The following is a 15,115-nucleotide window of genomic DNA, read 5'->3' on the forward strand; positions in this document are numbered from 1 at the left end:
GCGAACACCTAAACGGGCCGCGCGCCCGGGGGTGCCGTACGGGCGTCAGACACCCCCTGGCGCGCCCGCGCGGACGTTCCCGACCGCCGTTCGGGCCTGCAGCTCGCGCAGCAGGGCGTGTGCCCGGGGCGAGGCGGCCAGCTGCTCCAGGGTGAGCGGCTGCCCGTCCGCGCCCGCGAGCGGCAGCCGCCAGTTGGGGTACTGGTCCCACGTCCCCGGCAGGTTCTGCGGTCTGCGGTCGCCCACCGCGTCCGGCAGCCAGACCCCCACCATGCGGGCCGGGGTGCCGAGCAGGAACCGGTGGACGGCCCTGATCTCCGACTGCTCGTCACCCGGGCCCTCCGGCAGCAGCCCGAGCCGCTGGAAGAGGCCCAGCCACTCGGCGGTCTCGGCCGCGTCCGCCGACCGCTCGCGCTCCAGGTCGCCCGGGAGCAGCCCGAGCCGGTGCCGCAGGGTGACGTGGTCGCCGGAGAGCCGCGCGGCCGTCGGCGGCAGGTCGTGGGTGGTGGCCGTGGCCACGCACTCGGCGCGCCAGCCGTCCTGCGGCAGCGGGCGGCCCGTGCCGGCCCAGTCCCGCTCGAACCAGAGCACGGACGTGCCGAACACCCCGCGCCCGGCCAGCTCCTCGCGTACGCCCGGTTCGACCGTGCCGAGGTCCTCGCCGATGACGAGGGCGCCCGCGCGGTGGGCTTCGAGGACGAGGACCGCGAGCATCGCCTCGGCGTCGTACCGCACGTATGTGCCCTGGGTGGGCTCGTGGCCCTGCGGCACCCACCAGAGCCGGAAGAGACCCATCACGTGGTCGATGCGCAACGCGCCCGCGTGCCGGAGGAGTTCCCGGAGGAGTCCGCGGTACGGGGCGTAGCCGGCGGCGGCGAGGGCGTCCGGGCGCCAGGGCGGCAGGCCCCAGTCCTGGCCGCGCGCGTTGAAGGCGTCGGGTGGGGCGCCGACCGACATGCCGGCCGCGAAGGCCTCCTGCTGGGCCCAGGCGTCGGAGCCCTCGGGGTGGACGCCGACCGCGAGGTCGTGGACGATCCCGACCGCCATCCCGGCCTCCCGGGCGGCCGCGGCGGCGTCGGCCAGCTGCCGGTCGGTCAGCCAGGCGAGCCGCAGGTGGAAGTCGACCCGGGCGGACAGGGCGGGGTCGTCCCGCACGACGGCCTCCGCCGTGCGCGGCTCGCGCAGCTCCTCGGGCCAGGCGCGCCAGTGGTGGCCGTGCCGCTCGGCGAGGGCCTGGTAGGTGGCGTGGTCCTCCAGGGCGCGGCCCCGCGCGGCGAGGAAGTCGTGGAAGTCGGCGCGGCGCCCGGGGCCGAGTTCCACGCTCTCGACGACGAGCTCCAGGGCCCGCCGCTTGACCTCCCAGACCGCGTCCCTGTCGATCGCCGCGCCCTTGGCGAGGACCCGTTCGCGCAGCTCGGCGGCCTCGGCGAGGATCCGGTCGAGCTCCTCGCGGCGCTCGGGGCCGACCAGGGCGTACTCGGGGATCTCCTCGATCCGCAGATGGACGGGGTCAGGGAAGCGGCGCGAGGAGGGGCGGTACGGGGAGGGGTCGCTCGGCGCCCCGGGCACGCCCGCGTGGAGCGGGTTGACCTGTACGAAACCGGCGCCGTGGATGCGGCCCGCCCAGGTGACGAGCTCCCGGAGGTCCCCGAGGTCGCCCATGCCCCACGAGCGCTGCGAGAGCAGGGAGTAGAGCTGGACGAGGAGCCCGTACGTGCGGTGTTCGGGGCCGGGTACGCGCGCGGGGCTCACGATGAGGGTGCTGGTGGCCGTGCGGCCGTCCGGGGCCTGCGCCTCGACCGTGTGGACACCGAGGGGCAGCCGCTCCCAGTCCTCGCCGATGACGACGGTGCCGTCCTCGGTGGTGACCCGGAGCAGGGTGCCGGGCGGCAGGCCGGCCGGGGGACGGGCGGGTTCCCCGCCGTGGCGCCGGACCAGGGTCGGGGGCAGCAGGCGCTCCCGGTCGGCCCTTTCCGCCGCGTCGAGGGCCGCGGAGACCGCTTCGGGCGTGGCCGCGTCCACGCCGAGGGCGCCGAGCACGGCGACCACGGTGGCGTCCGGCACGGGGACGGTGACGCCTTCGGAGGGGCTGTAGGCGGTGGCGACGCCGTGACGGGCGGCGAGACGGGCCAGGGTCACTTCACACTCCGGGGGACTCCGGGCCGCCCGCGCTGCCGGGGGCGGTGGGCTCGCTGGTGAGGGGGGCCGCCACGGTGAGGGGCGGTTCGCTGGTGAGGGGGGCGGCGTCGGGGAGCGGCGGCTCGCTGGTCAGCGGCTCACCGGTCAGTGGCTCGCCGGTGAGCGGTTCGCCGGTGAGCGGTTCGCCGGCCGGGGCCGACCGCTGTGCGATCCGTATCCGTCCGGGGTGGTGGGCGGTCGTGCTCAGGGGGGTCACGGGGGTCTCCCGGTTTCGTCTCGACAGGTGGGACCTGGGGCAATGACTGAGCCCTACCCACCGCACCTCGTTTTACCGGCGGAAAGTGGCGAAGTGACGTCACCTCGCCGACGGCTCGCCGGGCAAAGGCGACACATCGGCCACCCTCATTGACACCTCAGTGCGACGGGTGGTGGGCTCGTGACCCACTCGTTACCGACCGCAGGCCCTGGACCGGCCGGACCGGCCGAAGGGAGATCCCGTGCACCTCGGGCGCAGCAGGCGCACCGCGACGGCCGTCGCCGCCGCCGTCATCGGCGGCCTCCTCGGCGGCGCGGTGATGCCGGGGGCGGCGCAGGCGGCTCCGAAGGCGCCGCGCCCGCCCGTGACACCGCTCGCCCCGCCGTCGCCCGGGAACCCGGCCCCGCCGGTGGCCTCGTCGACCGCCTCGCCGTCGCCGGGCGCCCCGCCCTCGCCGACCGCCACGCCCGCCCGTCCCACCGCCACGCCCGCCCGTCCCACCGCCTCGCCCGCCCGTCCGGCCGCATCGCTTCCCGCCGTCTGGCCCCGGCCGCAGTCCCTGACAGCCGTCGGGCCCTCCGTACGCCTCGGGGACGAGGTGACGCTGCTCGCCGACGACGACGCCGATCCGTACGCCCTCGCCGCCCTGCGCGAGCTGCTGCGGTCCGCCGGGGTGCGGACCGTCCACACCGGACTCCCGGGCCGCGGGCCCGTCCTCCGGGCCTCGGGGCCCTCCGGCGAGGCCGCGGGGGCGGCGCTGACCGCCCTGCGCGTGCCCGACCGTGTCGACCTGCCGCACGGGGGCTACCGGCTCGCCACGGGCCGCCTCCAGGGGCGGGACACCGTCGTCCTGGACGGCGTGGGCGAGGACGGCCTGTTCCACGCCGTGCAGACGCTGCGTCAGCTCCTCGGCGCCGGCGGCGAGGTCCCCGGGGTCGTCGTCCGCGACTGGCCGGGAACGGCCGAGCGCGGGATCACCGAGGGCTTCTACGGCCGCCCCTGGACCGCGGAGCAGCGGCTCGCCCAGATCGACTTCCTCGGCCGCACCAAGCAGAACCGCTATCTGTACGCGCCCGGCGACGACCCCTACCGCGGGGTGCAGTGGCGCGAGCCGTACCCGGCCGCCCAGCAGGCCGAGTTCCGCGCGCTCGCCGAACGGGCCCGCGCCCGGCACGTGACGCTCGGCTGGGCCGTCGCGCCCGCCCAGTCCATGTGCCTGTCGTCGGCCGCCGACGTGACGGCGCTGAGCGCGAAGCTCGACGCGATGTGGGCGCTCGGGGTGCGCTCCTTCCAGCTCCAGTTCCAGGACGCCTCGTACGACGAGTGGCACTGCGACCGGGACGCCGACACCTTCGGGCGCGGCCCCGAGGCCGCTGCCGCCGCCCACGCGCGCGTGGCCAACACGATCGCCCACCGTCTCGCAGAACGGCACCCGGACGCCGAGCCGCTGACGGTGATGCCGACGGAGTACTACCAGGACGGCGCGACCGCCTACCGCACGAAGCTCGCCGAGGCGCTCGACGCGGACGTGCGGGTGGCGTGGACCGGCGTCGGGGTCGTCCCGCGCACGATCACCGGCGGCGAACTGGCGGGCGCGCGCGGCGCGCTGCGCCACCCGCTGGTCACCATGGACAACTACCCGGTCAACGACTACGCGCAGGACCGGCTGTTCCTCGGCCCCGCCACGGGGCGGGAGCCGGCCGTGGCCGCCGGTTCCGCCGCCTTCCTCGCCCACGCCATGGAGCAGGCCGCGGCCTCCCGCGTGCCGCTCTTCACCACCGCCGACTACGCCTGGAACCCGCGGGGCTACCGGCCGCGGGAGTCGTGGCGGGCGGCCGTCGACGACCTCGCGGGCCCGGACCCGGCCGCCCGCGAGGCCCTGCGGGCGCTCGCCGGGAACGGTGCCTCCTCGGTCCTCGACCCGGCGGGCGAATCGGCCTACCTGAAGCCGCTCCTGGCGGCCTTCTGGGCCACCCGTACGGCCGCGGGCACGGGCGCGGGCGGCGACGGGGCGGGCGGGGCGAAGGCGGCACGCGAACTGCGGGCCGCCTTCGCCGTGATGCGCCAGGCCCCCGGACGGCTCGCGGCGACCGCGGGCGGCGCCCTCGACGACGAGACGGGCCCCTGGCTCGACCAGCTCTCCCGGTACGGCCTGGCGGGCGAGACGGCGGTCGACATGCTGCTCGCCCAGTCGGCCGGTGACGGAGCGGCGGCCTGGAAGGCGCAGCTGCGCCTCGAACAGCTGCGGAAGGACCTGAAGGCGAGCCGGGTGACGGTCGGCGCGGGGGTGCTGGATCCGTTCCTCACGCGCGCGGTGGACCGGGCCGAGGCCTGGACGGGCGCCGACCGCACCCCGGCGGCCACCGCCGACCGCACCTCCGGCTCGTACACCGTGCGGCTCGACCGGGCGCGGCCCGTGGAGGCCCTGACGGTGATGACCGAGCCGGTCGAACCGGTCGAACCGGCCGAATCCGGTGGGCCGGGCGCGGACGCGGGCACGAACCACGCGCGCGTGGAGGCGTATGTCCCGGGCGAGGGCTGGCGTCCGCTCGGCCCGCTGTCGGCGTCCGGGTGGACGCAGGCCGAGCTCAAGGGGCTGCGGGCCGAGGCGCTTCGGGTGGTGTGGGACGGCGAGGGACCGGCGCCCGAGGTGCGTTCGCTGGTGCCCTGGTTCGCGGACGGGCCGCGGGCGGGCCTCGCCCTGGCCCGTACGGAGACGGACGCCGAGATCGGCGGTCCGCCCCAGCGGGTGGACGTGGAGCTGTCGGGGCAGCGCGCGGGCGAGGTGCGCGGGCCGCTGACGGCGAAGGCCCCGAAGGGCGTCACGGTGCGGCTGCCGGAGCAGGCAGTGGTGGAGCGCGGTGCGCGGACGACCGTTCCCCTGGAGGTGTCGGTGGCGCCGGACGCGCCCGCCGGCGCGTACCGGGTGCCCGTGTCCTTCGCGGGCGAGGAGCGGGTCCTGACGGTGCGGGCCTTCCCCCGTACGGCCGGCCCGGACCTCGCGCGGACGGCGACGGCCTCGTCGTCGGGCGACGAGACGCCGGACTTCCCCGCCTCCTCGGCGGCGGACGGCGATCCGGCCACCCGCTGGTCGTCCCCCGCGGAGGACGGCGCCTGGTGGCAGGTGGAGCTGCCCGAACCGGCCCGGATAGGTCAGGTGGTGCTGCACTGGCAGGACGCGTACGCCTCCCGGTACCGGGTCCAGGTGTCGGCCGACGGGCGCGTCTGGCGGACGGCGGCCACGGTGGCGGACGGCAGGGGCGGCCGGGAGTCGGTCCGGATGGACGCGGCGGACACGCGCTTCCTGCGGGTGCAGGGCGAGACGCGGGCCACCCCGTACGGCTACTCGCTCTGGTCGGTGGAGACCTACGCGGTGGCGCCGCAGGACCCGCCGGAGGAGCCGGTGACCCCGCCCGCGGACACGCCGGAGGAGCGGCCCGCCCCCTGACGGGCACGCCGCTCCCGGGCCGTGGCCGGCCCCGTACGCGAAGGGCCCGCGCGCGTGCGCCCGCGCCGGCCCCCGCGTACGCGAAAGGCCCGGCTCAACCCGTCGTCAGCGCCCGCACGGGGGCTTCTGCGACGGAGTCGATCCGGGCCATCACGTCCTCGGCACCGTACGGCTGGAGGTACGGCAGCCACCGGGGGTCCCGGTGTCCGGTCCCGATGATCCGCCAGGCCAGGCCGGTCGGCGGGGCCGGTTGGTGGCGCAGCCGCCAGCCGATCTCGCGCAGGTGGCGGTCGGCCTTGACGTGGTTGCAGCGGCGGCAGGCCGCCACCACGTTGTCCCAGGCGTGCGTGCCCCCTCGGCTGCGGGGGATGACGTGGTCGACGCTGGTGGCGACCGCCCCGCAGTACATGCAGCGCCCGCCGTCACGGGCGAAGAGTGCCCTGCGGGTCAAGGGAACGGGCCCCCGGTAGGGGACCCGCACGAAGCGTTTCAGCCGCACCACGCTGGGCGCGGGGACGACTTGGGTCTCGCTGTGCAGGAAGGCGCCGGATTCCTCGAGGCAGAGAGCCTTGTTCTCCAGTACGAGGACGAGTGCGCGGCGGAGCGGTACGACGCCGAGCGGCTCGTACGACGCGTTGAGGACCAGGACATGCGGCACGGATGCCTCCTATGACGCCGGCGGCGCGTGGCTCGCGCCGGGACGAACTGCTCTCAGTCTCTCCTCATGCCTGGTCGGAACGCCACCACGTAACGGGATCGGGGTGACGGGCCCCGCGTGTTCTCGACCACATCGGCATGTCTGTCTTCTCTGTGACGACTTCTCCGTCTGCCTTCTGTCTTCCCGGGTGAGGTCCGTCTCTCCCTCGAACAGGGCAACGGGACCACCCCCGGCGCCCCGTTACTGTGGATGGCCTGCGTACGCGATGCCTGGAGGTCTTCCGTGTCCTGGTCCGCCCTGGCGGCTGCCACCGAGCCCGAGCCCCTTCCGACGACCCTGGACGAGGCGGCCGAGAAGGCGACGAGTGCGGCGAGCTGGGTGGAGGAGAACTGGTCCACCTGGCTGAACACCGGCTTGCGCATCCTGCTGATCCTGGTCGTCGCGCTGCTGCTCCGGATGGCCGTCCGCCGCGCCCTGACGAAGCTGATCGAGCGGATGAACCGATCGGCGCAGGCGGTGGAGGGGACGGCCCTCGGCGGTCTCCTCGTCAACACCGAGCGGCGCCGGCAGCGCTCGGAGGCGATCGGTTCGGTGCTGCGTTCGGTGGCGTCGTTCCTGATCCTGGGTACGGCCGGGCTGATGATCCTCGGCGCGTTCAAGATCGACCTGGCGCCGCTGCTCGCCTCGGCCGGTGTGGCCGGTGTGGCGATCGGTTTCGGCGCCCGGAACCTGGTGACGGACTTCCTGTCGGGTGTCTTCATGATCCTGGAGGACCAGTACGGGGTCGGTGACTCGGTCGACGCGGGCGTGGCCTCCGGCGAGGTCGTCGAGGTGGGCCTGCGTGTGACGAAGCTGCGCGGCGTGGACGGCGAGATCTGGTACGTGCGCAACGGCGAGATCAAGCGGATAGGCAATCTCAGCCAGGGCTGGGCGACGGCGGGCGTGGACGTCACGGTCCGGCCGACGGAGGACCTGGAGCAGCTGCGGTCCGTGATCTCCGAGGCGGCGGACTCCATGGCCAAGGAGGAGCCGTGGAACGAGCGCCTCTGGGGCCCGGTGGAGATCCTCGGTCTGAACGAGGTGCTGCTCGACTCGATGACCTTCCGGGTCTCGGCGAAGACGATGCCGGGCCAGGCGCTCGGTGTGGAGCGCGAGCTGCGCTGGCGCATCAAGCGCGGCCTGGACGAGGCCGGCATCCGCATCGTGGGCGGGCTCCCGGCGCCGGCCGAGGAGCAGGCCGCCGATCCGACCGCGGGCATGGCGGCGCCTTCGGCGTTCGCCTCGGCGACCTCGCCGCAGTCGGCGGCGGCGACCCCGCTGCCGAAGCCGGACCTCAACAAGTAGCGCCACAGCAGGACGCCCCCGCAGGTAACGCTTCGGTTGCCGTCGGGGGCGTCTCGCGTTCCCGGGTCTTGACGCCCCGGTGACGGCCGCCTTATTTTCCTCCCACCGAATAGGAAACTTTCCTAACAGTGTGGGCAGTGTTGCTGGGTGTTGCTGGGTGCTGCTCAGTGGGGCTCAGTGGTACTCGAAGGCAGGTGCGACCGTCATGGCCGGTACGACTCCGGGAACACCCGGCACACCGCGCGTCCTGCGCGCCATGAACGACAGGGCCGCCCTGGACCTGCTCCTGGAGCACGGCCCGCTCTCCCGCACCAGGATCGGCAAGCTCACCGGCCTGTCCAAGCCGACCGCGTCCCAGCTGCTCGCCCGCCTCGAAGCGGCCGGGCTCGTCGTCGCCACCGGCACCACCGAAGGCCGGCCGGGACCCAACGCCCAGCTCTACGCGGTGAACGCGCGGGCCGCGTACGCCGCGGGACTCGACGTCAACCAGTTCCGCATCCACGCCGCCGTCGCCGACATCACGGGCGAGATCGTCGGCGAGTACGAGCTCCGCACCCCCGGCCGCGGCGCCTCCGGCGTCGTCCGCCAGGTCACCGAGGCCCTCGACGGGGCCGTCAAGGCGGCCGGCATCACCCGCGCGGACGTCCGGCGCCTGGTCATCGGCACCCCCGGTGCCTTCGACCCGGCCACCGGGCGTCTGCGGTACGCCTCCCACCTGCCCGGCTGGCACTCCCCCACGCTCCTGGACGAGCTGGCCGCCGTGCTGCCCATGCCGTTCGAGTACGAGAACGACGTCAACCTCGTCGCCGTCGCCGAGCAGCGCGTCGGCGCCGCCCGCGGCCACGCCGACTTCGTCCTGCTGTGGAACGAGGAGGGCCTCGGCGCCGCCCTCGTCCTCGGCGGGCGGCTCCACCGCGGCTTCACCGGCGGCGCCGGCGAGGTCGGCTTCCTGCCGGTGCCCGGCACTCCGCTCGTCCGCCAGGTCACCAAGGCCAACTCCGGCGGCTACCAGGAGCTCGCGGGCGTCCAGTCCGTGCCCCGGATCGCCCGCGCCGCCGGGATCGAGACGCCCGAGCAGCCGTACGTACCGGTGGCGTCGCGGCTGCTCGCGCACGCCGCGGAGGCGCACGGCGACGACCCGCGGTACGCGGAGCTGCTCGACCGGTACGCCGAGCGCGTCGCCACCGGCCTCGCCTCGATCGTCGCGGTCCTCGACCCCGAACTCATCGTGCTGTCCGGTGACGTCCTCGTCGCCGGCGGCGAAGCCCTGCGCGCCCGCGTGCAGTCCGAACTCGCCGACCTCGCCGCCTCCCGGCCACGGCTCGTCCTCGCCGCCGTCCCGGTACGGCCCGTCCTGCGCGGCGCCCTCGAAAGCGCCCTCGCCGTCACGCGCGACGAGGTCTTCGACACCTCGCGCTGACCGTCCCCGCTCCTCCGTCCGCCCGAAACGCTCGCCCGAAACCTTCGCCCGAAACGTACGCCCGACCCGTACGTCCGCCCCGTACGCCCGAAACCCGCCCAGGGAGACACCGTCATGCCCGTACGCCCGCGCAGAGCAGCCGCCGCGCTCGCCGCCACCGCCTCGATAGCCCTCTTCGCCTCCGCCTGTACCGGCTCCGCGGACAACGCGTCCTCCGACGACCCCAAGGCCGAGACGACCATCACCTTCTGGCACGGCTGGTCGGCGCCCGCCGAGGTCAAGGCGATCCAGGACAACGTCGCCCGCTTCGAGAAGGCGCACCCGAACATCAAGGTGAAGGTCGTCGGCAACATCAACGACGACAAGCTGGGCCAGGCCCTGCGCGCGGGCGGCTCGAACGGACCGGACGTCGTCTCCTCCTTCACCACCTCCAACGTCGGCAAGTTCTGCGCCTCGGGCGCCCTCGCGGACCTCAAGCCGTTCATCGAGAAGTCCAAGCTGGACCTCGACAAGACCTTCCCGAAGGTCCTCCAGGAGTACACGCAGTTCGAGGGCAAGCGCTGCACGCTGCCGCTGCTCTCCGACGCGTACGGCCTCTACTACAACAAGGACGCCTTCGAGAAGGCCGGTATCAAGGCGCCGCCGAAGACCTGGTCCGAGTTCACCGAGGTCGCCAAGAAGCTCACCAAGTCCAAGGGCGACTCGTACGAGCAGCTCGGCTTCATGCCGAACTACCTCGGCTACGAGACCGTCGTCGAGCACTACATGTCGCAGTGGGACCACACGTACTTCGACGCGGACGGCAAGTCGAACGTCGCCAAGGACCCGGCCTTCGCCGAGATGATGACCTACCAGAAGTCCCTGGTGGACGCCCTGGGTGGCTTCAAGAAGCTCGACAAGTACCGCACGACCTTCGGTGACGAGTGGGGCGCCAAGCACCCCTTCCACACCGGCCAGGTCGCCATGCAGCTGGACGGCGAGTGGCGGCTGAACTTCCTCAAGGAGGCCAAGGTCGGCTTCGAGGTCGGCGTCGCGCCGATGCCCGTCGCCGACGACGAGGTCGCCGAGTACGGCAAGGGCTACCTCTCCGGCACCATCATGGGCATCGCGCCGCAGAGCAAGAAGCAGAACGCGGCCTGGGAACTGATCAAGTACATGACCACGGACACCGACGCCGTGGTGAGCTTCGCCAACGACATCGGCAACGTCCCCTCCACCCTGGAGGCGCTGAAGTCGCCGAACCTGAAGTTCGACGACAGCTTCAAGACCTTCCTGGACATCGCCCAGCACCCCGAGTCGACCACCATGGCCGGCGCGGTGAACGGCGCCACCTACCAGGAGACCCTCTCCGACCTCGCCCACAAGTACGAGAAGGGCCAGGTCACGGACCTGAAGAAGGGCCTCGCCGACACGGCGGCCCAGATCGACCGCGACATCGCCGCGGCGAAGTGACGGCCGGGACAACACACCCATGAGCACGGACACCCTGCCCGCGAAGGAGGCGACGGCCCCGGCCGCCGCCTCCCCGGAGGGACGGAACACCCTGCGGTCGAAGCGCCGGCGCAACGCGCTGCGCACCGCGCTGTTCATGTCGCCCTGGCTGATCGGATTCGGCTTCTTCTTCGCCTATCCGCTGATCTCCACGCTGTACTTCTCGTTCATGCGGTACGACGGCCTCAACGCGCCGGCCTGGCGGGGCGTGGAGAACTGGACGTACGTCTTCTCCGACCTGCCGAAGTTCTGGCCGGCGATGCAGAACACCCTCTGGCTGGCCGTCGTGATGGTCTCCTGCCGGGTGCTCTTCGGCCTCGGCGTCGGGCTCCTCATCACCAAGATCAAGACGGGTGCCGGAGTCTTCCGCACCCTCTTCTACCTGCCGTACCTGGCACCGCCGGTGGCCGCCACACTGGCCTTCGTCTTCCTGCTCAACCCCGGGACCGGACCGGTCAACTCGCTCCTGGAGGCGGTCGGCATCCCCGCCCCCTCCTGGTTCAACGACGCCGACTGGGCCAAGCCCGCCCTCACCGTCCTCGCCGTGTGGGGCGTCGGCGACCTCATGGTCATCTTCATGGCCGCGCTGCTCGACGTACCGAAGGAGCAGTACGAGGCGGCCGAGCTGGACGGCGCGTCGGCGTGGCAGCGGTTCCGCTACATCACCCTGCCGAACATCTCGCCGATCGTGCTCTTCGCGGTCGTCACCGGGATCATCGGCGCGATGCAGTACTACACCCAGCCGATCGTGGCCGCCAAGGTCGCCTCGGGGAAGATGGGCGGCTCCGGAGCGGTCTTCCATCCCGGCTACCCGGACGACTCCACGCTCACCCTGCCGCAGCTCGTCTACAGCCTCGGCTTCAGCCAGTTCAACTACGGCGCGGCCTGTGTGGTGGCGCTGGTGCTCTTCGCCTTCTCCATGGCCTTCACCGCGCTCCTCATGCGCCGGCGCGGCGGCCTGATCGGCTCGGGTGACTGAACCATGACGACCACATCCGTACGCGACCTTCCCGCCGGGACCGCGCCGAGCCCGGCCGGGAAGACCGCCCGCCGCAAGGCGCTGCTGCACTGGATCGCCGTCCACTCGCTCGGCATCGCCGCCGCGCTCTTCTTCGTGCTGCCGTTCGTCTTCGTCTTCCTCACCTCCCTGATGAGCGACCAGCAGGCACTCACCCCGGACCTGACCCCGAACTCCTGGCACTGGGACAACTACGTCCGGGTCTTCGAGACGGAGGGCTTCCTCACCTGGTGGCGGAACTCGCTGCTGTACGCGGGCCTCGGCACCGTCCTCGTCGTGGTGTCCTCGGTCCCCGTGGCGTACGCGCTCGCCAAGTTCCGCTTCCGCGGCCGGCACCTGTCCCTGCTGCTCGTGATCTCGATGATGATGCTGCCGCCTCAGGTCGTCATCATCCCGATGTACCTGTTCTGGGCGAAGCAGATGGACCTCTCCGGCACGCTGTGGCCGCTGATCATCCCGATGGCCTTCGGCGACGCCTTCGCGATCTTCCTGCTGCGCCAGTTCCTGATGACCATCCCGAACGAGTACATCGAGTCCGCTCGGATCGACGGCTGCGGCGACTTCCGCACCCTGATCCGGATCGTCCTCCCCATGGCGAAGCCCGGCATCGCCGCCGTGGCCCTGTTCCAGTTCTTCTACTGCTGGAACGACTACTTCGGGCCGCAGATCTACGCCTCCGAGAACCCGGCTGCCTGGACGCTCAGTTACGGCCTGGAGTCCTTCAAGGGCGCGCACCACACCGACTGGAACCTGACCATGGCCGCGACCGTACTGGTCATGGCCCCCGTGATCCTCGTGTTCTTCTTCGCCCAGAAGGCGTTCGTCGAGGGAGTCACACTGACCGGAGTGAAGGGCTGAATCGACCATGAAGCTCACTGTCGTGGGGGGCGGTTCCACCTACACCCCCGAACTCATCGACGGATTCGCGCGCCTGCGCGACACCCTGCCCATCACCGAACTCGTCCTCGTCGACCCGGCCGCCGAGCGGCTCGAACTCGTCGGCGGCCTCGCCCGGCGCATCTTCGCCAAGCAGGGCCACGCGGGGAAGATCGTCACCACCACCGACCTCGACGCCGGGGTCGAGGGCGCCGACGCCGTCCTGCTCCAGCTGCGGATCGGCGGACAGGCCGCCCGTCTGCAGGACGAGACCTGGCCGCTGGAGTGCGGCTGCGTCGGCCAGGAGACCACCGGCGCCGGCGGCCTCGCCAAGGCGCTGCGGACGGTCCCGGTCGTCCTGGACATCGCCGAGCGGGTCCGGCGCACCAACCCGGACGCCTGGATCATCGACTTCACCAACCCCGTCGGCATCGTCACGCGCGCGTTGCTCCAGGCCGGGCACAAGGCCGTCGGCCTGTGCAACGTCGCCATCGGCTTCCAGCGGAAGTTCGCCAAGCTCCTCGGTGTGGCGCCGTCGGAGATCCACCTCGACCACGTGGGGCTCAACCACCTGACCTGGGAGCGCGCCGTACGGATCGGCGGCCCCGAGGGCGAGAACGTCCTGCCCCGGCTGCTCGCCGAGCACGGCGACGCCGTCGCCGACGACCTCCGCCTGCCGCGCCCGGTCCTCGACCGGCTCGGCGTCGTCCCCTCGTACTACCTGCGGTACTTCTACGCGCACGACGAGGTGGTGCGGGAACTCGGCACGAAGCCCTCACGGGCCGCCGAGGTCGCCGCGATGGAGAAGGAGCTCCTGGAGATGTACGGGGACCCGGCGCTCGACGAGAAGCCGGCCCTGCTCGCCAAGCGCGGCGGCGCCTTCTACTCGGAGGCGGCCGTGGACCTGGCGGCGGCGCTCCTCGGCGGGGGCGGTTCGCCGTACCAGGTGGTCAACACGTACAACAACGGCACGCTGCCGTTCCTGCCGGACGACGCCGTCATCGAGACGCAGGCCGCGGTGGGCGCGCACGGCGCCACGCCGCTGCCGGCCGCGCCGGTGGACCCGCTGTACGCCGGTCTGATCGCGAACGTCACCGCCTACGAGGATCTGGCTCTGGAGGCGGCGCTGCGCGGTGGGCGGGACCGGGTGTTCAAGGCGCTGCTCGCACACCCGCTGGTGGGGCAGTACGCGTACGCCGACGGGCTCACCGACCGGCTGATCGCGCACAACCGGGAGCACCTCGCGTGGGCATGACCGGAACCGTCCTCGCCGTCGACGCCGGCAACAGCAAGACCGATGTCGCGGTCCTCGGCGCGGACGGCACCGTCCTCGGCGCGGCCCGCGGCGGCGGGTTCCAGCCGCCTGTGGTGGGGGTGACGGCGGCGGTCGACGCGCTCGCGGAGATCGTCGGCCGGGCGTGCGAAGAGGCCGGTGTCCCCGCCGCGTTCGACCATGTCACCGCCTGTCTCGCCAACGCCGACCTGCCCGTCGAGGAGACCGCGCTCCGGGCCGAGGTCCTCGGCAGGGGCTGGAGCCGGTCGGTACGGGTGCACAACGACACCTTCGCGATCCTGCGGGCGGGGATCGACGAGCCGCGCGGTGTGGCGGTGGTGTGCGGGGCGGGGATCAACTGCGTCGGGATGACCCCGGACGGACGGACCGCGCGCTTCCCCGCGATCGGGAAGATCTCCGGCGACTGGGGCGGCGGCAGCGGTCTGGCCGAGGAGGCGCTCTGGTTCGCGGCGCGCGCCGAGGACGGGCGCGGTGAGCCGACCGCGCTCGCGCACGCGCTGCCGGCGCACTTCGGGCTGGAGACGATGTACGCGCTGATCGAGGCGCTGCACCTGGGCCGGGTCCCCTTCGAGCGGCGGCACGAGCTGACGCCCGTGCTGTTCCGGGTGAGCGCGGCCGGCGACCCGGTCGCCCTGGCCCTGGTGCACCGGCTCGCCGAGGAGGTCGTCGCCCTCTCGGCGGTCGCGCTCGGGCGGCTCGGTCTCCTCGACGAGGAGGCCCCGGTGATGCTGGGCGGCAGCGTGCTCGCCGCCCGGCACCCGCAGCTGGAGGCGCGGATCCGCGAACTCCTCGGCGAACGGGCGCCGAAGGCCGTCATCGGCTTCGTGACGGCGCCGCCGGTCCTCGGGGCGGGGCTGCTCGCCCTGGACGAGGTGGCGGCGGGTCCCGAGGCGGCGGCCCGGCTGCGGGGGCACTACGGAGGCTGAACGAGGCGGATCGTGGGGGCGCTTCTCCGCTGTGGAGGGGCACCCCCCTCGCACGTTCACCTGTTCGAGCGACGTCCGGCCAGGAACCGATCACCGCCCGGGGACGTATTCAGAGTGAGGGGGTTCGCCTGGGGATGTGCCGGAGGCATACGGCACGATAAGAACAAGATCGAGTCAATACCGGTGTGCGGGCGGCCCCCTGAGGCCATACTGCTGGCCGGGTGGTCGTCCAACGGTCCGGTGAT

At 73.1% G+C, this 15,115-nt stretch carries 11 protein-coding genes; 8 read left to right on the top strand and 3 right to left on the bottom strand.

Going from position 1 to position 15,115, the window contains the following annotated elements; all coding sequences use genetic code 11:
* Positions 1 to 45: 45 nt before the first annotated feature.
* Both malQ and ACIA8N_RS04205 read right to left on the bottom strand, forming a co-directional pair.
* The gene (malQ, locus tag ACIA8N_RS04200; protein ID WP_365778148.1) at positions 46 to 2,139 is read right to left on the bottom strand and encodes a 4-alpha-glucanotransferase; all 2,094 of its coding nucleotides are present in this window, start codon (positions 2,137 to 2,139) and stop codon (positions 46 to 48) included.
* Position 2,140: 1 nt separating this feature from the next.
* The gene (locus ACIA8N_RS04205) at positions 2,141 to 2,386 is read right to left on the bottom strand and encodes a hypothetical protein (RefSeq protein ID WP_030555635.1); all 246 of its coding nucleotides are present in this window, start codon (positions 2,384 to 2,386) and stop codon (positions 2,141 to 2,143) included.
* Positions 2,387 to 2,636: 250 nt separating this feature from the next.
* Between ACIA8N_RS04205 and ACIA8N_RS04210 the strand changes: the two genes are divergently transcribed.
* Entirely contained in the window at positions 2,637 to 5,843 is a 3,207-nt protein-coding gene (locus ACIA8N_RS04210; RefSeq protein WP_365778146.1) for a beta-N-acetylglucosaminidase domain-containing protein, read from the top strand.
* Between the two features lie 94 nt (positions 5,844 to 5,937).
* On the opposite strand, the gene ACIA8N_RS04215 is transcribed toward ACIA8N_RS04210, so the two are convergent.
* Positions 5,938 to 6,501, bottom strand: a complete 564-nt coding sequence (locus ACIA8N_RS04215) for an HNH endonuclease (protein WP_030555638.1) — start codon at positions 6,499 to 6,501, stop codon at positions 5,938 to 5,940.
* 249 nt (positions 6,502 to 6,750) lie between these two features.
* On the opposite strand from ACIA8N_RS04215, the gene ACIA8N_RS04220 reads away from it, so the two are divergent.
* From ACIA8N_RS04220 to ACIA8N_RS04250, 7 genes are all read left to right on the top strand, one after another.
* Positions 6,751 to 7,845 carry a mechanosensitive ion channel family protein gene (locus tag ACIA8N_RS04220; protein ID WP_399415619.1) on the top strand — a complete coding sequence of 365 codons (1,095 nt, stop codon included), beginning with the start codon at positions 6,751 to 6,753 and terminating at the stop codon, positions 7,843 to 7,845.
* Positions 7,846 to 8,050: 205 nt separating this feature from the next.
* Positions 8,051 to 9,265, top strand: coding sequence for an ROK family transcriptional regulator (locus ACIA8N_RS04225; RefSeq protein ID WP_365778142.1), 1,215 nt, complete (start codon positions 8,051 to 8,053; stop codon positions 9,263 to 9,265).
* Between the two features lie 114 nt (positions 9,266 to 9,379).
* Positions 9,380 to 10,717 (top strand): ABC transporter substrate-binding protein, encoded by a 1,338-nt coding sequence (locus ACIA8N_RS04230; protein WP_365778140.1) that lies wholly within the window; start codon positions 9,380 to 9,382, stop codon positions 10,715 to 10,717.
* A 19-nt stretch (positions 10,718 to 10,736) separates the two neighbouring features.
* The gene (locus ACIA8N_RS04235; RefSeq protein WP_399415621.1) at positions 10,737 to 11,735 is read left to right on the top strand and encodes a carbohydrate ABC transporter permease; all 999 of its coding nucleotides are present in this window, start codon (positions 10,737 to 10,739) and stop codon (positions 11,733 to 11,735) included.
* Between the two features lie 3 nt (positions 11,736 to 11,738).
* Entirely contained in the window at positions 11,739 to 12,632 is an 894-nt protein-coding gene (locus tag ACIA8N_RS04240) for a carbohydrate ABC transporter permease (protein ID WP_365778138.1), read from the top strand.
* A gap of 7 nt (positions 12,633 to 12,639) precedes the next feature.
* A complete protein-coding gene (locus ACIA8N_RS04245) occupies positions 12,640 to 13,905 on the top strand; it encodes a 6-phospho-beta-glucosidase (protein ID WP_365778136.1) in 1,266 nt (421 codons plus the stop codon).
* Entirely contained in the window at positions 13,896 to 14,870 is a 975-nt protein-coding gene (locus ACIA8N_RS04250; RefSeq protein WP_365778134.1) for a BadF/BadG/BcrA/BcrD ATPase family protein, read from the top strand. Before ACIA8N_RS04245 ends, ACIA8N_RS04250 begins: the two co-directional genes overlap by 10 nt.
* Positions 14,871 to 15,115: the final 245 nt, after the last annotated feature.

This window comes from Streptomyces sp. NPDC051822 (assembly GCF_044452745.1).
Taxonomy (GTDB): Bacteria; Actinomycetota; Actinomycetes; order Streptomycetales; family Streptomycetaceae; genus Streptomyces.

Coding starts and splice junctions, on each gene's coding strand:
- ACIA8N_RS04220 (WP_399415619.1), top strand. CDS start 6,751: ATGGCCTGCGTACGCGATGCCTGGAGGTCTTCCGTGTCCTGGTCCGCC.
- ACIA8N_RS04225 (WP_365778142.1), top strand. CDS start 8,051: ATGGCCGGTACGACTCCGGGAACACCCGGCACACCGCGCGTCCTGCGC.
- ACIA8N_RS04230 (WP_365778140.1), top strand. CDS start 9,380: ATGCCCGTACGCCCGCGCAGAGCAGCCGCCGCGCTCGCCGCCACCGCC.
- ACIA8N_RS04235 (WP_399415621.1), top strand. CDS start 10,737: ATGAGCACGGACACCCTGCCCGCGAAGGAGGCGACGGCCCCGGCCGCC.
- ACIA8N_RS04240 (WP_365778138.1), top strand. CDS start 11,739: ATGACGACCACATCCGTACGCGACCTTCCCGCCGGGACCGCGCCGAGC.
- ACIA8N_RS04245 (WP_365778136.1), top strand. CDS start 12,640: ATGAAGCTCACTGTCGTGGGGGGCGGTTCCACCTACACCCCCGAACTC.